The following is a 20,112-nucleotide window of genomic DNA, read 5'->3' as shown; positions in this document are numbered from 1 at the left end:
GGTCAAGGAACATGCCCCGAGTGTGGCCCGGACGTCGAGCGGTCTCCGGACGGACGGAAACGAGGTCGAGGAACGGAAATGAGGCCGAGGAATTGTCCCGCTTGGTGTAGGCTCCTGGCAGGATGTCGTTTCTGATTTTCATTCTTGCGGTGGCCGCGCTGTTCGTGGCGCTCAAGGCGCTGCGCGACGGCCAGCCCCGGCCGGGCCAGCCGACGCCGGCGGAGCGGATCGCCGGGCTCGAGGAGCGGGTCCGCGACCTGCTCTATCGCGTCTGGACGCTCGAGCAGCAGCGCGACGGCGTCCAGCCCCAGCCTGAAGCCCCGCCCGCTCCCGCTCCGACGGCGCCCGTTCCGTCGGCTCACGAACCCTTGCCGTCTCCCGCATGGAGCGCGGCCGCCGCGGCCGTTCAGGGCGCGGCCGTCCACGCCACCGCGCCACCGCCCGCGCCCGCGCCGAGGCTCGACCTCGAGCAGCGCATCGGCGCGCGCTGGACCACCTGGGTCGGCGTGGTCGCCATCCTCTTGGCCGCGTCCTTCTTCGTGAAGTGGTCCATCGAGAACAACCTGATCGGCCCACGCGCCCGCTTGGGTCTGGGTATGTCGGCGGGTATCACGCTCCTCACCGCGGGACTTGCGCTCCACCGCCGCCGTGACGTGCCGTATCTGTCGGAAGGGCTCTCAGGGCTGGGGCTCGGCCTCTGCTACCTCTCGCTCTACGCGGGCTACGCCTACTACGGCCTCCTCCCGGCCGGCGCCGCCTTCGGCCTGATGTTCATCGTCACCGTGCTGGGTAGCGGGGTCGCCGTCGTCTCCGAGCGCCAGGTGACGGCGGTGCTGGCGCTCCTGGGCGGACTCCTGACACCGGTGCTGCTTGCGCAGCCGGAGCCCAACGAGCGCGTCCTGCTGGGCTACCTCGTCGTCCTCGACCTTCTCGTGCTGGCCATCGCGCGCTTCCGCACCTGGACGGCGCTCAATCGCCTGGCCTGGGCCGGCACCGTGTTGCTCCTGGCGCCGACCTTCCTGCGTTACGCCGACGCGCCGTATCCCGTGGCGCGGCTCGTCCTGCTCTCCGCGCTCTTCCTGCTCTTCCTCCTGACGCCGCTCGCCCGCGCGTGGGGGCACCGAGGGCGAATCGACGAGGTGGATCTCTTGTTCGTCGCGGGCACGGCGGCCGGCTATTTCTGGGCCGTCTACGTGACGCTGGAGGCCTGGTGGCCGTTGCTCGAGGCGCCGGCGGCCATGGCGCTGGCGATCCTCTACACCGCGCTCGCCGGCTTCTACCGCCGCCGCGTCTCGGACGACGACGAGACAGTGGGCGTGCTCATGGGCGTGGCGTGCGTCTTCCTCACGCTTGCCATGCCGCTTGCGCTCAAGGGCCCGTGGATCACGCTCGCGTGGGCCGCCGAGGGCGCCGTGCTTCTTTCCGTCGCGCCGCGGCTGGTCACGCCCGTGGCCGCGTGGGGCGGCACGCTCGCGCTCTTCCTCGCGGCGTTCCGCGTCGTTGGCGTCGACAAGTGGGGCTCGGCGTACTGGACGCCCGTGTGGAACCCGACCTACCTCGCGCACCTGCTGACCGTGGCCGCCATCGTGCTGGCGGGCCAGCTGGCGCTGGCGCTCCGGCCCGGCCAGCTGCTCAGGCTGAGCCGCGAGGGGCTCCGGAGCACGCTGTGGGTGATGGCCTCGCTGACGCTCTCGGTCCTGCTCTGGCGCGAGCCGCAGGGACTCTGGCCCGCCGGGCTTTTGATCGCCCAACTGCTGGTGCTTGGGTTCCTCGTGCGCGTGGCGCCGTCGCCAGCCTTCGTCGTCGCCGTGCCGCTCGCGGCCTTCACCGTGCTCGTGCGCACGCTCGGCGCCGACGACACGATGGCTCGCGCCTCCGCCGAGCAGCTCGTGAACATCTACACGCTCATGCGGGTGCTGGCCTGCGTCGTGCTGGCCGTAGCGGGCGCCGGCCTGGCCGCCTCGGGCGCCTCTCGCTACGCCGATCCCGTCGGGCGCGCGCTGTCGGGAACGGCGGCCGTGGTGCTGCTCTTCGTGCTGAGCCAGGCGTGGACGCGGTACCTCGACGTCGCCATCAAGGACATGCGCGCGCCGGGCCAGTCCGCGAGAGCGAGCGAGCTCCGATGGCGGATGCAGCTCGGTCTTTCGCTGCTCTGGACCGCCTACGCCGCCGCAACGCTCGCGTGGGGCTTTCTCCGGCGCTCGGTGGCGCTCCGCTACGCGGCCCTCTGCCTCTTCGGGCTGACCATCGTGAAGGTCTTCTTCGTGGACATGGCCTCGGTCAAGACGGCGTACCGGATGCTCTCCCTGCTCGTCCTCGGCGTCGTCCTGCTCCTCGTCGGCCTCATGTACCAGAAAGCCAGCCGCCGTCCCGCCGCGCCCGAAAGTCCTCGAATCGAAGCGTAAGGGGAAGGCAGGGTCAGGTCTTGCATTCACACATTGCTGTACCGGTCTTTGCCCGGTCTGTCAGTCGCTGTCGGTCTGTGATGTCGGATTGCAAGACCTGACCCCGATCTACGGCTCGGGCGTTAGCCGGCTAGGACATTTCTTCAGCCAGGGCTTTAAAGTTCAGAAGCTGGCGGCGCATCATCACGAGGTCGCCCCAGGGCAGTCCCCACCGCATGAGCGCGCCCGCGAGACCGCGCGGGTAGCGCGTGACGATCTTGACGAGGAGCCGGCAGCGCTCCGCGGTCTCGGGCACGATCTGGTAGGTGATCGCCAGGTCGCCGAAGAGGTTGAAGGCGCCCGTGCCGTGCTTGATCCGGAGCGTGAGGTGCCGGTCCTTCGCGAAGTCGACAAGGGTGAAGATGCGCATCATGGACTGGCCGACTGCCAACTCCTCCAGGCCATCCGTGAGCGTGCGTGGACTCCGACGGCCGCCGTTGTCGATCCAGTCGTAGGAATACGGCGCCACGCGCATCTGGCAGAGCCAGCGGAAGAGCGTCGCCGGCCGCGCCCGCACGGTGATCCCGCGGAAGTAGGCGGCCTCGGCCTGTTCCAGGTAGCGGTCGCAGGGGAACGGGAGGCGCCTCTCCGCTTCCTCAGTGCCCCAGGTGTAGGCGGCGGACACCGCGGCTACTTCTTCCCCTGGAGCTCCTGGCGGGCCAGGACGGCGCCCGCCGCCAGCGCGCGGACCTTCTGGTTGCACATGTAGCGGGGTGACCAGCCGAAGCCGCAGTCGGGGTTGACGTAGAGCTTCTCCGGCTTGCAGACGGCGAGCACGCGCTTGATGCGCTTGGCGACGTCCTCCGGCGTCTCAGGGTAGAAGCCCTTGACGTCGATGACGCCGGCGCCCAGCTCGCGGTCCTGGCCGTACTCCTTCCAGAGGTCGAGCTCGGAGAACTCGCGCCCGGCGAACTCCAGGACGAGCTGGTCGGCGCGCGCCTTGAGGATGCCCGGGAAGTACGGTCGATACGTCCGGTCGAAGCGCGAGCGGCCGAAGCGGTTGCCGAAGCAGATGTGGAAGCCGAGCTTGGCTTTCACGCCCTCGGTCGCCATGTTGAAGAGGCGCGCCATTTCCTCGCCCGAGACGTTCCCGCGCGCGGGCTCGTCCAGCTGGATGAAGTCCGCGCCCGCCGCCACCAAAGCCTTCAGCTCCACGTTGATCATTTCCGCGAAGCGCTCCGCCACGTCCACCACGCCCTTGTACATCTTGCCTGGATGAATTCGCGAGCCGAAGGTCAGCGGCCCCGCACAGGTCGCCTTGGTCGCCTTCGACGTGTGCGCCTTCAGATACTCGAACTCCTTGACGATGCCGAGCCCGCCCTCTGGCGTCTCGATGCGCCCGACGGCCTCGTAGCGCGTCTGCTGGTCGTAGCCCCAGGGTCCGGCCTTGCGGCGCACGGGCAGGGGCGAGATGCCCTTCATGATCGTGTAGTAGGAATCCACGTAGCCGTCAAGGCGGCGGACTTCTCCGTCCGTGATGATGTCGAGGCCGGCCCTCTCCATGTCGCGGATGGCGGTGTCGGCGGCGTCGTCGAACATCTCGTCCAGGTCGCCGGGACCGTAGTCGCCGGCCTCGACTTTCTTGACAGTGGCGAACCACCACCCGGGCTTGCCGTGAGAGCCGACGACGGCGGAGGGGATGAGGGGGAGAGCGGCCATCAGGCGTGTCCTCCTATTGCGCGGAGGGCGGCGGCGTCCCTCCGGACGTCGTCCGGCCGGCCCGCGAAGATGATCTCGCCGCGCTCGATGACGTAGAGCCGCGTGGCGAAGTCCGGCACGTGGTAGATGTTCGATTCGGCGATCAGGATGGCGTGGCCGCGCTGGGTGATCTCGGCCAGGCCGGCGGCGACCGTGGGGACGATGGCGGGCGAGAGCCCTTCGAAGGGCTCGTCGAGCAGCAGCATGTCCGGATCGAGCGCCAGCGCCCGCGCGATGGATAGCATCTTCCTCTCGCCACCCGACATCTCCGGGCCTTTCCGCGTCATGTACTTCTTCAACGCGGGGAAGATCTCGTAAGCCGCGGCCAGCCGCTCCGCCGCGGGTCGCCCGCCGGGGCGCGTCCACGTCGAGATCTCGATGTTCTCCGCCACCGTCAGATCGGGAAAGATGCCGCTCTCCTCCGGGGCGAACCCCAGCCCCAGCCGCGCGATCTCGTGAGTGCGCCGCTCGTGGAGCGGCACGTCGTTGAAGCGGATGCCGCCGCCCCGGGGGCGATGGTAGCCCATGATGGTCCGGAGCGTCGTCGTCTTGCCCGCGCCGTTCCGCCCCACGAGGCAGACCACCTCGCGCTCCCGCACCTCCAGCGACACGCGCCGCAGGATGTGGCTCGCCTGGATGAACACGTCGATGTCTTGGACGATGAGCATACGCGCCCTACCCCCTCACCATCTCAGCCCTCGCCTCCCCGCTCGAGGCGAGCGTCTCGGCTCGAACGGCGGCCCTCCCCCCCATTTGGGGGAGAGGGGTCCGAACCTGGTTCCCTCTCCCCCAATGGAGGCGAGGGTTCCGAATTCCCTCTCCCCTCTGGGGAGAGGGGAGGGTGAGGGGAGCGTCTCCTGCCGACGACCATGTCTACGACCTTGGCGTCGGCTTCGATTTGCGATGGCGTCGCGTCGGCGAGCACCTTGCCCTGGTGGAGCGCGATGATGCGGTCCGAGTAGCCGAAGACGATGTCCATGTCGTGCTCGACCTGGATGATGGCGCGGAGCCCGATCCGCTTGGCCGCGCCCACCAGGATCTCCATGATGGCGTGCTTGTCCGCCGTGCTGACGCCGCTCGTCGGCTCGTCCAGCAGGATGATCTCGGGCCGCAGCGCGAAAGCCGAGGCGACGTCGAGGAGCTTCTTGTCGCCCTGGGGCAGCTCGCGCGCGAGGGCGTGGGCCTTGTCGGAGAGATTGAAGAGCGCGGCGACCTCGAGCGCGTCGGCCTGGACCTGGCTGTCGCCCGCGAGCGAGGCGAAGAGCCTGGCGCCGCGCCCGAGGCGCGAGACGACGGCGGCCTGGAGCGTCTCGAGGACCGTCAGCTCGGGGAAAATCTGGACCAGCTGGAAGCTCCGCGCCATGCCGAGCCGCGTGAGCGCGACTGTCCCGATGCCGCCGATGTCCTTGCCCTTGAAGCGCACGCTGCCCGCGCTCGGCTGGAGGACGCCCGTCAGCACGTTGATGAGCGTGGACTTGCCGGCGCCGTTCGGGCCGATGATAGAGACGAACTCGCCCTCGCGGATCGACAGGCTCACGCCGTCGAGCGCCACATAGGGGCCGTAGAGCTTGCGGATATCCAGCGCCTCGAGGATCACGCGCGAGAGACCTCGACCGGCCGGCGACGTCTCGCGAAGAGACCCATGAGCCCACCCGGGGCGAAGATCACGATGAAGGCCAGCACGGCGCCGAAGATGAGCCGCCAGTAGGGGAAGACCGACATGACGGTGTCCTGGAGGAAGATGAAGGCGAAGGCGCCCAGGAGCGGGCCGAAGAAGGACGAGAAGCCGCCGAGCAGGACCATGAAGACGATATTGCCCGAGTGCGTCCAGTAGGCGAGCGTCGGGTCCACGTTGCCCGTCGGCGTGGCCAGGAGCGCCCCGCCCACGCCCGCGTAGACGGCCGAGATCATGAAGGCGTACCAGCGGTAGCGCGGCACGCTGACGCCGAGGCTCTCGGCCTTGAGCGGGTTGTCGCGGATGGTCTTCAGGCACAGGCCGAACGGCGAGCGGACGATGCGCCACATGAGGAGCGTGGCGAGCACGAGCACCGCGAGAGAGAAGTAGTAGTACGGCCCGATCAGGTACGCCGTCTTGGAGAACCCCGACCACTCGCTGCCGAGGAGATAGGGGCGGAGCATGCGCATGCCCTCGTCGCCGCCCGTCAGCCTGTAGAACTTGAGCAAGAAAGTATAGAAGACCATGCCGAAGGCCAGCGTCAGCATGCCGAAGTAGATCTTGACATAGCGGACGCAGAGCGCGCCGACGGGCGCCGCCACGACGGCGGCGGCGAGCGCGGCGGCCGGGAGGATCAGCTCCATGTGGCGCACGCCGAGATGAGTTGTCAGCACCGCGCCGGTGTAGGCGCCGATGCCGATGAAGAGCGCGTGGCCGAAGGAGACGAGGCCCGTGTAGCCGAAGAGGAGGTTCAGCCCGAGCAGGACCACGCCGTAGGCCATGAAGGGCAGCATCAGCGTGACGTAGTAAGTCGGCGCCAGGACGGGAAGCCCGAGGAAGGCGATCCCCACGAGCGACAGGACGACGGGCGTTCTCACGCGGCAGCCGTCCCGAAGAGCCCGCGCGGTCGCCAGATGAGCACTGCGATCACGATGAGATAGATCAGCAGCATCTCGAGCTCGGGATAGACGGAGATGGCGACCGATCGGAGCACGCCGACAACCAGGGCTCCGACGAAAGCCCCGCGCATGCTGCCCAACCCCCCGATCACGACGACAGCGAAGGCCTCGACGATCAGCTCGATGCCCATCTCGCTCATGGCCGCCGTCGCCGGGATCACGAGCGCGCCGCCCAGCGTCCCCAGCATGGTCCCCAGCGTGAAGACGCGCACGTACACCCATCGCATGTCCACGCCGAGCGCCTCGGCCATCTCGCGGTTGTCGGCGGCGGCGCGGATGATGCGCCCGAAAACCGTGCGTGAGAGCAGCCACCCGATGCCGAGCGCGATGGCGAGGCTCGCGGCGATGACGATCAGGTTGTAGACAGGCACGGTCGCGCCCAGGATCCGCGCCTGGCCGTAGTTGAGGTAGAGCCCGCCGGTCGAGACAGGTGCCGTGCCCCAGGTCATGCGAATCAGGTCTTCCAGCATCAGCACCAGCGCGAAGGTGAGCAGGAGCTGGAAGGTCTCGTCGCGGTCGTAGACGAAGCGAAGCAGTCCGCGCTCGACGACGACGCCCACCAGGCCGACCGCCAGTCCGCCAAGCGCCAGCGGAATGATGAAGAGCGCCGGCGGCCCGCCATGCGCGGTGAAGTACCCGACGGCCGAGACGCCGGTGTACGCGCCCAGCGCGTAGAAGGAGCCGCACGCCAGGTTGAAGATCTTCTGCACGCCGAAGACCACCTGCAACCCCGCGGCGACCAGGAAGAGGATGGCGGCGTGGAACACACCGCCCATCAGGATGTTCACGAGGTTCGCGGTCATGGACTGGGGGAAGGGGGCTTCCCCGCACCCCGGCCCTCTCCCCAGAGGGGAGAGGGAGAGAACCGGGCACCCTCTCCCCCGCGAGGGGGAGAGGGTAGGGTGAGGGGGTGGGAGATTAGACCTTCCAGCCGTTGATCCAGTCGAGGAGCTTGGAGCCCGCGGGCTTCATCGCGGTCTTGGTGGAGACGACCTCGATGGGGTTGATCGTGACGAAGTCGTAGTTGTTCTTGTGGGTCGTCAAGCCCTGGTAGAAGTTGCACATCTGAATGTGGTCCGGCCGCCACGAACGCGTGCCCGAGAGCGACTCGGCCTCAACGCCCTCGAGCGCCTTGACCACCTGCGCCTTGGTCGGCCACTGCTTGGTCTGCGCATAGGCCTTCTCGACCGCGACCTTGTACGACTCGATGTTGAAGTAGGCGTGGTCGGACTCGTAGGCCGGGTATTCGTTGTACTTGGCCTTGTACTCGCGGACGAACTGCTTCAGCAGCGGCGAGCCCTTCGGGTCGTCGAAGTACATGGTGTTGTAGCCCAGCAAGAGCCCCTCGGGCGTGAACTCTTTCTTGAGCGAGTCGTGGACGCCGCCCGCCGTGGTGAAGACGCCTTTCATGTTCTTGAAGAGCCCGACCGCCGCCGCCTGCTTCATGAGGATCGTCGCGTCGCCCGACCAGAACGACGTCATGAGCAGATCCGGCTTGGCCTGTTGGATCGCGGCGATGTGTGAGGTGAAGTCCGTCACGCCGAGCTTCGGGAACAGCTCCAGCACCGGCTTGACGTTCATGCCCATCTTCTTGAGCACGGCCTGGTAGGTCTCCCAGCAGTCGTGGCCGTAGGAGTAGTCGTTGTTGATGCCGGCGATGGTCTGGACGCCCTTGAAGTACTTGGGCGTGAGGGTGCCGGCCACGATGGCCTCGACCTCGTTGTCCACGCTCTTGAAGGCCCACTTGGGATTCGGCATCGTTTCCTCGACGCCCTTCTGGGTCGTGCCGTCCCAGGAGAGCCACGGCGTGTCCATCTCCTCGGCGACGGGCCCGAGAGCCAGCGTCACGCCCGTGGAGATGCCGCCGATGACCACCTCGACCTTGTCCTGGAGGATGAGCTTGCGGTAGCGCTCGACGGTGTCCTTGGGGTTGGATTCCTCCTCCACGATCAGCTGGACCTGGCGGCCGAGGATGCCGCCGGACTTGTTGACGCGCTCGGCCCACCACTCCGTCCCGCGCAGGCCGGCGGTACCGACGGGCGCCGCGATGCCCGCGCGGATCGCGATGATGCCGATCTTGACCGGGTCGGACGGCACCCCGGGCCGCGCCTGACCCCGCGCCACCGCCGGGAAGCCGACCGCGCCCGCGGCCGCCGCGCCGCCTGCCACTTTGAGGAATTCGCGCCTCGTTGTCGCCATGATGCCCCCCCTCGTCATTGAGAGTTAGCCCTTCAGTTCCTTGCGCGCCAACTGGGCCCCGGCCGCCAGCCGCTTGAGCTTCTCGAACGCCACCCACCGCGGCACGGGGAAGAACCCGCAGTCGGGAATCAGCGACAGCCGCTCGGCGGGGATGTACTTGAGGCAGAGGCGGACCCGCTCCGCGATATCCTCCGGAGTCTCCATGTAAAAGGACTTCACGTCAACCACTCCGCAGGCGATGTCCCGGTCCACGCCGATCTCCTTCCACATCTCGATCTCGGCCATCTCGCGGTTGGCGTACTCGAAGACGAACTGCTGACACTTGGTTTCGAGCAGCGCCGGGAACATCCAGCGGTAGCTCCGCTTGCCGCGCGGGCGCGAGAGGAGATTGCCGAAGCAGACGTGGTAGCCGATCTTCGCCTTCACGCCCTCCACGCAGGCGTTGAACATCTTCACGTACTCGGGCGCCTGGCCGGGCACGATGGCGGCCGAGGGCTCATCCACCTGGATCCAGTCGGCGCCGGCCGCGGCGAGCGCCTTCAACTCCGCGTTGACCGCCGGCACCAGGTCCCAGCAGAGCGCCAGGCGGTCGTTGTTGTACGCGTCGCCCGGCCGCGTCTGGACGTGGATGGACAGCGTCACGGGTCCTGGGCACGTCGCCTTGACCGGCTTGTCGGTCTGCGACTTGAGGTACTTGAACTCGTCCACCGTGCCGAGGCCCTTGGGTACCGTGATCTTCCGCGTCGGCCGGTAGCGCGGCACGCTGTCGTAGGCGTAGAGCCCGGTCTTCCGCAGCGGCTCCAGGACCTCCAGCCCTTCCATCTTGCCGTAGAAGCTCTGGACGAAGAAGAAGCGGCGCATCTCGCCGTCGCAGATCACGTCGATCCCTGCCCGCTCCTGGTCGCGGATCGCGAGCTGTGTCGCGTCGTCGAAGGTCTCCCTGACGTCGGTCTGCCCGTACTCCTCCGCCTTGATCTTGTCGAGCGCGGTCCAGAACCAGCCGGGGAAGCCGTGGCTGCCCATCACGTGGGTGTACAGCAGCGGGAGCTTCGCGGTCATGTCAGGTTCTCCTCACGTCAGCAGCCTCTTGGCGATGATCTCTTTCATGATTTCGGAGGTTCCCGACGCGATCGTCCAGAGCCGCACGTCGCGGAAGAACCGTTCCACCGGGAACTCGCGCATGTAGCCGTAGCCGCCGTGCATCTGGACGGCCTGGTAGGCCACGCGGTTGGCCACCTCCGTCGCGAAGAGCTTGGCCATGGAGACTTCGGTTATGCAGTCCTCGCCCGCCTTGTAGCACGCCACGGCGCGATAGACCAGATGCCGCGCCGCTTCGATGTCCGTCCCCATCTCGGCCACCTTGTGCCGGAGCGCCTGCTTTCGGCTCAACGGCTCGCCGAAAGCCTGGCGCTCTCGGAGATAGACCATCGTGTCCTCCAGCGCCTGCGCAGCGCCGGAGAGGGCCAGCACCGCAGCCATGATGCGCTCGCGCTGGAGCCCCGCCGCCAGCTGCTGGAAGCCGCGCCCCTCGACGCCCAGCAGGTTCTCCGCCGGCACCGGGCACTCGTGGAAGGCCAGCTCTGCGGTGTCCGAGGCGCGCATGCCCATCTTGTCGAGCTTGCGGCTGACCGTGAAGCCTGGCAGCCCGCGCTCGACGAGGAACATGGAGATGCCGTCGTGGCGCCGCTCGGGCGTGCCCTGCGCCGTCCGCGCCGCAACGAAGTAGAGGTCGCCGTAGACGCCGTTGGTGATGAAGATCTTGCTGCCTGTGAGGAGGTAGTGGTCGCCCTTGCGCACCGCACGCGTGGCGAGCGCTGCCATGTCAGAGCCCGTGCCAGGCTCGGTGATGCCCAGCGCGCACACGGTGTCCCCATTGATGATGCCAGGGAGATACTTCCGCTTCTGCTCTTCCGTCCCGTAGCGTGTGAGCCAGGGCGAGGACATGTCCGTGTGCACCAGCACGCTGAAGGCCACGCCGCCCGAGCGGCAGCGCGCCATCTCCTCGCCCAGCACCACGCTCGACAGGAAATCGCCGCCCGCCCCGCCGTACTCCACCGGGAACTCCAACCCAAGGAACCCCAGCTCCCCCAGCCGCCGCCAGAATGACTTGGGGATCTGCCCCGCCTCCTCCCACTCGTCCACGTGCGGCGCGACCTCCTTCTCCACGAAGGCCCGCACGCTCTTCCGCAGCATCCCGTGTTCTTCGGTGAACATCAGACTTAGCCTCTTTCCTCCGGGCTCCGCATCCCTCTCCCCTCTGGGGAGAGGGCAGGGTGAGGGGGGCGCCTCATTGGATCACCTCGTCGGCGCGCAGCAGCAGCGACTGCGGGATCGTGAGCCCGAGCGCCTTCGCGGTCTTGAGGTTGATGACCAACTCGAACTTGGTGGGCTGCTCGACGGGCAGGTCGGCGGGCTTGGCGCCCTTCAGGATGCGGTCAACGTACCCTGCGGCACGCCGCCACTGATCAGCAATGTCCGCACCGTACGACATGAGGCCCCCATCGCGGGCGTATTGTCGGCCATTGAAGATGGCTGGGAGTCGGCTCTTCACCGCCAGGCTGGCGATTCTGGCCATCTGCTCGAGGACGAGGGGGCCGCCAAAAACGATGAGCCCACCTACCCGCGCACGGCCGATTTTGGCGAAGGCATCTCCGACATCGCCGGCCCCCCGGAACTCGACCGGCAGGATCGTGATCCCCAAGCCGCGACCCGTATCCTCGAGGACTCTCACCTGAGACGGGTTGTATGACATGCCGATACCCGACAAGGTGGCGACGCGGGAGAGCTCGGGGTTGATTTCTCTGAGAAGCTGCAGGCGCTTGGTCTGGATCTCTGCGCCGGCATTCAGCGTCAGGCCGGTGACGTTCCCGCCAGGATGGGCCAGGCTCGCCACAAGCCCATCTTCCACCGGATTGTACGAGCCGGCCATCACGATGGGGATCGTGGTCGTCGCCTTCTTGGCAGCGATAGTATTGGGGTTGACTCCGGTGACGATCACGTCCACCTTGAGCCGGACCAGGTCGGCCGCCAGCTCGGGGAGCCGCTCGACGCGTCCATCTGCGAAGCGGTACTCGATCACGATGTCGCGCCCGGGCGTGTAACCCCTCTCGCGGAGGCCACCCTCGAAGGCTTGAATCAGGTGGAGCTGGGCCTCCCGCGGCGACGTCTGAAGGTAGCCGATCCGCCACACCTTCCCCGCCTGCTGCGCCTCGGCGCCGAGGGGTGCCGCGAGGAAGATGAGGGCGAGTAGGAGCAGTCTCGGCACCCTCACCGCGGCCCTCTCCCAGAGCGAGGGAGAGGGAGTCTGGGCGAGCGTCATCGCGGCTTGCTCCGGTCGCGCTCCATCTGGCGGAGCTCGGTGCGGCGGATCTTGCCGCTGATGGTCTTGGGCAGGTCGGCGACGAACTCGATCTCGCGCGGGTACTTGTAGGGCGCGGTCACCGTCTTGACGTGCTCCTGGAGCTCGGTGGCGAGGGCGTCGGAGGCGGTGTGACCGGGGGCGAGAACCACGAAGGCCTTGACGATCTCGCCGCGGAGCGCGTCCGGCTTGCCGATGACGGCGGCTTCGGCGACGGCGGCGTGCTCCACCAGGGCCGACTCCACCTCGAACGGCCCGATGCGGTAGGACGCGCTGTTGATCACGTCGTCGGCGCGGCCGACGAACCAGAGATAGCCCTCCTCATCCATGGACGCGCGGTCGCCGGTGATGTACCAGTCGCCGCGGTGGCATTTCGCGGTGGCCTCCGCGTTCTTCCAGTACTCCTGGAACATGCCCACGGGCCGCTCCGGCTTCACGCGGATGGCGAGGTCGCCCTCCCCGCCGCGCGGCAGCTCGCGCCCTTCTTCGCCCACGATGGCGAGATGGTGCCCCGGCGCGGCCGGGCCCATGGAGCCGGGCTTCCACGGCGTGGCCGGGAAGGTCGCGGCCACCAGCACACTCTCGGTCTGACCGTAGCCCTCGTAGATGTGATGCCCCGTGCCCTCGCGCCAGGCCTCGATCACCTCGGGGTTGACGGCCTCGCCCGCGCCCATGCAGTGGCGCAGCGTCGGGTAACGGTACTTGCGGAGCGGCTCCTGGACCATCATGCGATAGGCCGTCGGCGGCGCGAAGAAGGTCGTGATGGGGAAGCGCTCGAACATGGCGAGCGTCTCCTGCGAGTCGAACTTCTTGCCGCGCGCGTCCCAGACGAAGATGGCCGCGCCCATGTTCCAGGGCGCGAAGAAGGAAGTCCACGCGGCCTGGGCCCAGCCCGTGTCCGAGATCGTCCAGTGCAGGTCCTCTGGCGTGTTGTCGAGCCAGAACTTGCCCGTGATGATGTGGCCGATGGGGTAAGACGCGTGGGTATGCAGCACCATCTTCGGGAAGCCGGTCGTCCCCGAGGTGAAGTAGACCATCATCGGGTCGCCGCTCGCGTTTCTCGGGTGCGCCATTTCGGACGAGGCGAGGCCCATCAGTCGCTCGTACTCCTGCCAGCCTCCGCCTGCACGCCCCAGCACGATCCGGTGCTTCACCGTCGGGCACTCGAGCAGGACCTGGTCCACCTTGTGCGTGTTGTCCTCGTCGGTGATGACCACGCTCGCCTCGGCGGCCTGGAGGCGATAGGTGATGTCCTTGGTGGTGAGGAGCGTGGTGCCGGGAACGGACACGGTGCGCGCGCGCAGGCAGCCCAGCAGGATCTCCCACCACTGATAGACGCGCGGGAGCATGACGACGACCCGCTCGCCAGGCTTGACGCCGAGGCCCGCGAGCGCATTGGCGAAGCGCTTCGAGCGCTCGGCGAGCTCTGCGAAAGTGAATCGCCGCGGCTGCCCGTCGGCCGACACCCAGAGCAGCGCGAGCTTCGAGGGATCCCGCGCCCACGCATCGAAGGTGTCGAAGGCCCAGTTGAAGCGCGCGGGCACTTCCAGGCGGAAGTCCCGCATCGTCGCCGCGTAGTCGGTCATGTTCCGCGCCGTCACTGGATCACCTGGTCGGCCCGCGCGAGAATGGCTTGAGGGATCTTGATGTTCAGGGCCGCGGCGGTCTTCAGGTTGACGCCAAGCTCCAGCTTCGTGGGCTGCTGAACGGGGAGCTCGCCGGGCTTAGCGCCCTTGAGGATCCTGTCCACGTAGGCGGCGGCACGCTTGTAGGTGTCGACGGGCTCGACCCCATACCCTATGAGCCCGCCCGCCTCCACGTCGGCCCGGGACGTGTACATCACAGGGATCCGGGTCTTGGCGGCAAGCTCGATCGTCCGCGCCCGAAGGGAAGCCTGGAGCGGCTCGGCCAGGCGCATCAGGGCCTGAGCTCGCCAGCCCCGCGCCGCCTCGAAGGCGGGCTCGAGCTGCGCCGCTTCCTCGACCGTGAAGACGCGGAGCTGAACCTTCAACTCACGGGCGGCGGCCTCGGCGTCCTGGATCTGGATCAGCGTGTTGGGGACGCCGGGGTTGCCGATGAGCCCGATGCGTGTGGCGGTCGGGACCAGCTCCTTGAGGAGCTGGAGCCGCTTGGCGGTGAGCGGGCCGGTGAGGGTGGTGAACCCCGTGATGTTCCCGCCCGGCCTCCCCAGGTTGGAGACGAGCCCCACCCGCACGGGGTCTCCGACCCCCACCATGACGATGGGTATGGTCGCGGTAGCATTCTTGGCCGCGAGGTTGCCCGGAGTGTTCGCGACCACCATGACCTTCACCGGAAGCTTGACCAGCTCGGCTGCCAGTTGAGGGAGCCGATCGAGCTGTCCTTCCGCCGACCGGTACTCGTAGACGACGCTCTTCCCCTCGACATAGCCGAGCTCCTTCATCGCCTCGCGGAACGCATCCCACAACGGCTTCGCTGTCGCAGACGGGGCCGGCGTGAGCATGCCGACGCGGGGCATGGATTCGCGCGACTGCCCTGCCGCGTAGCTGAACCCGCAGGCGACTACGACGGCGACGACAACAGCGGCGGCACAGCCGGGCACCGCGCGGCGGTCCATCACTGGATCACCTGATCGGCACGCGAAAGCAGAGACTGCGGGACGGTGAGGCCGAGCGCCTTCGCCGTCTTGAGGTTGATGACCAGTTCGAACTTCGTCGGCTGCTCGATAGGCAGGTCGGCGGGCTTGGCCCCCTTGAGGATCTTGTCCACGTAGACCGCAGCACGTCGCTGCATCTCGGCAACATTTACTCCATAGGACATGAGCCCACCTGGCTCAACAAACACCTGGAGGTCATAGACTGCGGCGATCCGATGCGCGGCCGCAAGATCGACGATGGCCTTTCTATGCACGAACATAAACGCTGGCGACGTCACCACTACACCCTGGTCGTGATTCTTCTTCATGCCGAGGAAAGCGGCAGCCAAGTCCCCCGCTCGGCGCACGATGAACGTATGAACCTCTATGCCGAGGCTCCGAGCCGCGATCGCGACCTGTTCATCGAACCGAGCGCGTATCTGGGGGAGTGCCGAGGTTGTGACATCCTCTCGAAGGAGCGCGACCTTTGAGAGATTCGGTACAAGCGCTTTGAGAAGCTCGAGACGCTTTGGGATGAGATCATCGTTGAGGAGCTGTGACCCTGTGATATTGCCCCCAGGCCTTGCGAGGCTGTCGACGAGTCCTGCGGCAACAAGATCATTGTCGGCGCGACCGACCACGATGGGGATGGTTTTCGTTTCCAGTTGAAGGATCTTTGCCAGGCCCGCGCCCGAAACGAACAGTACGTCGACCTTGAGGCGCACGAGGTCAGCGGCGCCTGTGCGAAGCTGATCGGCTGATTCGCCGAACCGTCGCTCGACGACCATGTTTTGGCCATCGACCCAGCCGAGCTGTCTCATCGACAGCCAGAACGGGTTTGTCGAGACTGACTTCGCCAGCTCCTGTGGGCTCGGAGCTGGACCGATGCCAAGAATTCCCACGCGAGCCTTCTTCTCTGACTTCTGCGCCTCGGCGGCGCGGGGCGCAGCAAGGAGCACCGCACCCGTGCCAGCAAGGAATGCCCGCCGGTCCATCACTGGATCACCTGGTCCGCGCGCGCCAGCAGGGCCGGCGGGATGGTCAGGCCGAGCGCCCTCGCCGCCCTCAGGTTGATGACCAGCTCGAACTTCGTGGGCTGCTCGATCGGCAGGTCGGCGGGCTTGGCGCCCTTGAGGATCCTGTCCACGTAGAAGGCGGCCCGGCGGAATATCTCGAGGCCGCTCGGCCCATAGGAGACGAGCCCGCCCGCTTCCACGAAGCTTCGAACGTCGTACATGGCGGGCAGGCGGTGCTGCGCCGCCAGCTCCACGATGCGCTTGGCGTTTTCAGTGCTGAACGGGCTGGCCCGCACGTCGAGCGCCTGGGCCCGCTCGCGCTGCATGGCGGTGAAGGCGTCGGGCAGGTCCCTAGCCTCGTTCACTTCTTGGACGACGAGTTGGATCCCCATCTGCTGCGCCGCGGCCCGCATCTGCTCGAGGTAGGGCCTCGTGGCGGAGGTATAACCGTGGTAGGAGAGCACCGCAACCCGCGTGGCCTTGGGGAGGAGCTCGCGCACCAGCTGGAGCCGCTTGCCGACGAGCTCGGTGGACATCAGGGTCAGGCCCGTGACATTGCCGCCCGGGCGGGCGAGGCCGGCGACGAGGCCGCTGCCGACGGGATCGGCCACCGCCGCCATGACGATGGGGATGGTACTGGTCGCGCGCTTGGCTGCCTCGATGACCGGCGTCGTAACCCCGACGATGACCTCCACCTTGAGCCGCACGAGCTCTGCCGCCATCTCCGGCAGGCGCCCCGCCTTGCCTGCCGCCCATCGGTACTCGATGGTGAGGTTGCGCCCTTCGACATAGCCCAGCTCGCGCAGCCCCTCGCGAAAGGCCTCAACCGGGGCGGCCGGGCCGGATCCCAGGGACAGGAAGCCGATGCGGTGGGCCTTGCCCGCCTGTTGAGCGCGGGCGACACCGGGCGCCGCGACCACGCCGGTTGCCGCGAGGCCTAGGAACGCGCGGCGGTCCATCAGGGGATGCGGACCCAGCCTTCCATCAGGCGGCGCGCGGTGCGGTAGACGGTGACGCGCTCGGCGTGGTACTCGCCGGCCTGCTTGGCGACGACGGCGTCGAGGGGCAGCACGCCCGACGGGTGGCCGAGGCGCACGTCGGCGCCGGGCTTGGCAGTCGAGCACTCGTGGACCAGGGTGCCCTCGATGCGCGCTGCTACGGCGAGACACATGGAGGAGGTGAGCGGGAAGGCGCGGTGGCAGTTGCCCATGGAGATGGCGCGAGCGACGACGTCGGCCTGCTCGCGGCCGACGCGCGAGCCGTCGAGGGCCGTGTACTCGACAGGCGCCGTGACCATGGCGATCTTCGGCGTGGCGGCGCTGCCCGGGATGCCCATGAGGTGCGAGGCGGCGACACGGATCTTTTCGAGGCGCGCGCAGAGCGCCTTGTCGCCGTCCACAGCCTGCGGCGTCTCGGTGCCGGTGAGCCCGAGATCGCGGGCGCGGACGAAGACCATGGGGATGGAGGCGTCCACGAGCGAAGCCTCGACGCCCTCGACCATCTCACGTGTCTTGCCGGTCGGCAGGAGCCGGCCTGTGCCCGCGCCGCCGGGCTCGAGGAAGTCCAGCGCGATGCGCGCGCCCGTGCCCGCCACGCCGGGGAGCTCGAAGTCGCCGTGGACGGCGGGCTCGCTGCCCGCCACGGGCACGCGCGCCACGATGAGCTTCTTGGTGTTGGTGTTGTGGATGCGCACGAGCGTCTCGCCCTCGATGGGCTGGATCAGGCGCTCCTCGATGGCGAAGGGCCCGACGGCGGAGGAGCAGTTGCCGCAGTTGCCCGTGTAGTCCACGTGCGCCTTGCCCACCTCGACCTGCGCGAAGGTGTAGTCCACGTCGGCGCCTGGGTGGGTGGTCGGGCCGATGATGCAGGCCTTGGAGAGCGACGAGATGCCGCCGCCCAGTCCGTCGAGCTGGCGGCCGTAGGGATCGGGGCTGCCGAGCGCCGCCAGCAGAATGTAGTCGCGCTCGACGCCGGCCGGCGGCAGATCGCGCTCGTGGAAGACCAGGCAGCGGCTGGTGCCGCCGCGCATGTAGACGGCGCGGACGCGCGCTTGGGTCATCGCCCCCTCACCCTACCCTCTCCCCCGGTGGGGGAGAGGGAGACTTGGGGACGCGCGCTTGGGTCATTTCGCGGCGGCGGTTTGGGCGAGGAGACCGCCCGCGAGGAGGATGTCGCGCTCGCGCGGCGTCAGCACGCAGCGCGTCTGGAAGCTCGTGCCGGTCCGCTCGTTGGTTACCGCGATCTTCCGCCCCGCCAGTAGCGCGTCGCGGAGATCGTCGAAGCGGAGCATGTCGTCGCGCTGGATCGCCTCGTAGTCGGCGGGGTTGTCGAACTCGAGCGGCACGAGCCCCCAGTTGATCAGGTTGGCTCGGTGGATGCGCGCGAAGCTCTTGGCGAGGACGGCGCGCACGCCGAGGTGGAGCGGGCCGAGCACCGCCGCCTCGCGCGAGGAGCCCTGGCCGTAGATCTCGCCGCCCACCAGTACGCCCGTGCCCGCGGCCTTGGCGCGGGCGACGAATTCCGCGTCCGTGTTCCTGAAGGTGAACTCGGCGATGGCCGGGACGTTGGAGCGGAAGACGAGCGCGGCCGTCCCCGAGGGCGAAATATCGTCGGTCGAGACCTTGTCGCCGAGCTTGATCAGCACCGGCGCGCGGAGCGTCGCCTCGACGGGACGCCCCCGCGGCACTTCCTTGATGTTGGGGCCCTTGAGCACCGTGGTGGATGACGCCTCGCTCTCCGACGCCGGAGGCACGAGGCCGGCGTTGGACGCGATGAGGGATGCCGGATAGTGGCGCTCGGGCGCGGCGCCGCGCTTGCGCGGGTCGGTGATAACGCCGGTCAGAGCGGAAGCGGCGGCGGTCAGCGGCGAGCAGAGGTAGATCTGGTCGTCCTTGACGCCGCTCCGCCCGGAGAAGTTGCGGTTGAAGGCGCGCAGGCTCTTGCCTCCCGCCGCGGGCACGTGCCCGATGCCGGCGCAGGAGCCGCACGTGGGCTCTGACACCGTGGCGCCGGCGGCGAGGAGGTCGGTCAAGAGCCCCTCGCGCGACATGATCTCGAGGATGCGGCTCGAGCCCGGGAAGACGACGAAGGAGACCGAGGGCGCCACGCGCTCGCCTCGGATCGTCCGGGCGACGGCCCACATGTCCTCCCACGAAGAATTGGTGCAGGAGCCGACCATGACCTGCTCGAGCGCGGTGCCTTCGACTTCGCGCACCGGCACAACCTTGTCCGGCGACGAGGGCAGGGCGACCAGCGGCTCGAGGGCCGAAAGATCGAGCTCGATCTGCTCGTCGTACTCGGCGTCGGCATCCGCGGCGAAAGGCTGCCACTCCTTCTCGCGCCCGAGGAGGGCGAAGTAGCTGCGCGTCGCCTCGTCGGAGGGGAAGACGCTGGTCGTCAGCGTCAGCTCGGCGCCCATGTTGCAGATGGTCGCGCGCTGGGGCAGGGACAGCGTCGCCGCGCCCGGCCCCGCGTACTCGAAGATCTTGCCGCTGCCGCCGCGGACCGAGTAGCGGCGCAGCAATTCCAGGATCACGTCCTTGGCGTGGACCCAGGGCTTGAGCTGGGCCGTGAGCCAGACGCGGACCACCTTGGGCATGGGCAGGTGATAGGCGCCGCCGCCCATCGCGACGGCGATGTCGAGTCCGCCCGCGCCGATGGCCAGCATGCCCGTCGAGCCGCAGAGCGGCGTGTGGCTATCGGTGCCGAGGACGAACTGCCCAGGGACGCTGAAGGTCTCGAAGTGCACCTGGTGGCAGATGCCGTTGCCTGGCTTGGAGAACCAAGAGCCGTAGCGCTTCGACGCGGTCTGAATATACCGGTGGTCGTCCGTGTTCCGCGAGTCCGTCTGGTTGACGTTGTGGTCGATGTAGCTGACGACCTTTGACGGCTTCACGCGCGGAAAGCCCATGGCCTCGAACTGCAGCCACGCCATGTTGCCGTTGGTGTCGGTCAGCAGGCACTGGTCCACGCGCAGCCCGACCTCCTCGCCGGCCACGGTCTTGCCCGCGACCAGGTGCGACTCGAACAGCTTCCGCGCGACGCTCTTTCCTGGCATCAGCGAACCTTACCCCCTCACCCTGCCCTCTCCCCCACTCGGGGAGAGGGGAAATCTGGCCCCCGGCCCTCTGCCCCAGGGGGAGAGGGTAG

At 68.0% G+C, this 20,112-nt stretch carries 17 protein-coding genes; 1 reads left to right on the top strand and 16 read right to left on the bottom strand.

Annotation, left to right across the window (positions count from 1 at the left end):
* The first annotated feature begins 122 nt into the window (after positions 1–122).
* Positions 123–2,405, top strand: coding sequence for a DUF2339 domain-containing protein (locus Q7W02_01455; protein MDO8474854.1), 2,283 nt, complete (start codon positions 123–125; stop codon positions 2,403–2,405).
* Between the two features lie 130 nt (positions 2,406–2,535).
* Here Q7W02_01455 and Q7W02_01450 read toward each other — a convergent pair whose 3' ends face one another.
* The 16 genes from Q7W02_01450 to Q7W02_01375 form a co-directional block, all read right to left on the bottom strand.
* Complete coding sequence (locus Q7W02_01450) at positions 2,536–3,069, bottom strand: hypothetical protein (GenBank protein ID MDO8474853.1); 534 nt, start codon at positions 3,067–3,069, stop codon at positions 2,536–2,538.
* Between the two features lie 5 nt (positions 3,070–3,074).
* Positions 3,075–4,103 carry a methionine synthase gene (locus tag Q7W02_01445; GenBank protein ID MDO8474852.1) on the bottom strand — a complete coding sequence of 343 codons (1,029 nt, stop codon included), beginning with the start codon at positions 4,101–4,103 and terminating at the stop codon, positions 3,075–3,077.
* The gene (locus tag Q7W02_01440; GenBank protein ID MDO8474851.1) at positions 4,103–4,810 is read right to left on the bottom strand and encodes an ABC transporter ATP-binding protein; all 708 of its coding nucleotides are present in this window, start codon (positions 4,808–4,810) and stop codon (positions 4,103–4,105) included. Before Q7W02_01440 ends, Q7W02_01445 begins: the two co-directional genes overlap by 1 nt.
* Before the next feature lie 23 nt (positions 4,811–4,833).
* Positions 4,834–5,739 (bottom strand): ABC transporter ATP-binding protein, encoded by a 906-nt coding sequence (locus Q7W02_01435; GenBank protein MDO8474850.1) that lies wholly within the window; start codon positions 5,737–5,739, stop codon positions 4,834–4,836.
* Positions 5,736–6,695 (bottom strand): branched-chain amino acid ABC transporter permease, encoded by a 960-nt coding sequence (locus Q7W02_01430; protein ID MDO8474849.1) that lies wholly within the window; start codon positions 6,693–6,695, stop codon positions 5,736–5,738. Before Q7W02_01430 ends, Q7W02_01435 begins: the two co-directional genes overlap by 4 nt.
* Positions 6,692–7,579 carry a branched-chain amino acid ABC transporter permease gene (locus tag Q7W02_01425; protein ID MDO8474848.1) on the bottom strand — a complete coding sequence of 296 codons (888 nt, stop codon included), beginning with the start codon at positions 7,577–7,579 and terminating at the stop codon, positions 6,692–6,694. Before Q7W02_01425 ends, Q7W02_01430 begins: the two co-directional genes overlap by 4 nt.
* A gap of 115 nt (positions 7,580–7,694) precedes the next feature.
* Complete coding sequence (locus tag Q7W02_01420) at positions 7,695–8,975, bottom strand: ABC transporter substrate-binding protein (protein ID MDO8474847.1); 1,281 nt, start codon at positions 8,973–8,975, stop codon at positions 7,695–7,697.
* Between the two features lie 24 nt (positions 8,976–8,999).
* Complete coding sequence (locus Q7W02_01415; protein MDO8474846.1) at positions 9,000–10,034, bottom strand: methionine synthase; 1,035 nt, start codon at positions 10,032–10,034, stop codon at positions 9,000–9,002.
* 12 nt (positions 10,035–10,046) lie between these two features.
* Positions 10,047–11,189 carry an acyl-CoA dehydrogenase family protein gene (locus tag Q7W02_01410; protein MDO8474845.1) on the bottom strand — a complete coding sequence of 381 codons (1,143 nt, stop codon included), beginning with the start codon at positions 11,187–11,189 and terminating at the stop codon, positions 10,047–10,049.
* A gap of 73 nt (positions 11,190–11,262) precedes the next feature.
* On the bottom strand, positions 11,263–12,246 hold the full coding sequence (locus Q7W02_01405; protein ID MDO8474844.1) for an ABC transporter substrate-binding protein: 984 nt from the start codon (positions 12,244–12,246) through the stop codon (positions 11,263–11,265).
* A 44-nt stretch (positions 12,247–12,290) separates the two neighbouring features.
* Positions 12,291–13,919, bottom strand: a complete 1,629-nt coding sequence (locus Q7W02_01400; protein ID MDO8474843.1) for an AMP-binding protein — start codon at positions 13,917–13,919, stop codon at positions 12,291–12,293.
* Between the two features lie 11 nt (positions 13,920–13,930).
* Entirely contained in the window at positions 13,931–14,929 is a 999-nt protein-coding gene (locus Q7W02_01395; protein ID MDO8474842.1) for an ABC transporter substrate-binding protein, read from the bottom strand.
* Entirely contained in the window at positions 14,929–15,942 is a 1,014-nt protein-coding gene (locus Q7W02_01390; GenBank protein MDO8474841.1) for an ABC transporter substrate-binding protein, read from the bottom strand. The genes Q7W02_01395 and Q7W02_01390 overlap by 1 nt, the downstream gene beginning before the upstream one ends.
* A complete protein-coding gene (locus Q7W02_01385) occupies positions 15,942–16,922 on the bottom strand; it encodes an ABC transporter substrate-binding protein (GenBank protein MDO8474840.1) in 981 nt (326 codons plus the stop codon). The genes Q7W02_01390 and Q7W02_01385 overlap by 1 nt, the downstream gene beginning before the upstream one ends.
* Entirely contained in the window at positions 16,922–18,022 is a 1,101-nt protein-coding gene (locus tag Q7W02_01380; GenBank protein ID MDO8474839.1) for a PrpF domain-containing protein, read from the bottom strand. Before Q7W02_01380 ends, Q7W02_01385 begins: the two co-directional genes overlap by 1 nt.
* Before the next feature lie 63 nt (positions 18,023–18,085).
* Positions 18,086–20,020 (bottom strand): aconitate hydratase, encoded by a 1,935-nt coding sequence (locus tag Q7W02_01375; GenBank protein MDO8474838.1) that lies wholly within the window; start codon positions 20,018–20,020, stop codon positions 18,086–18,088.
* Positions 20,021–20,112 lie beyond the last annotated feature (92 nt).

This window comes from Candidatus Rokuibacteriota bacterium (assembly GCA_030647435.1).
Classification (GTDB): domain Bacteria; phylum Methylomirabilota; class Methylomirabilia; order Rokubacteriales; family CSP1-6; genus AR37.
This window is presented reverse-complemented; position numbering and strand designations above follow the sequence as displayed.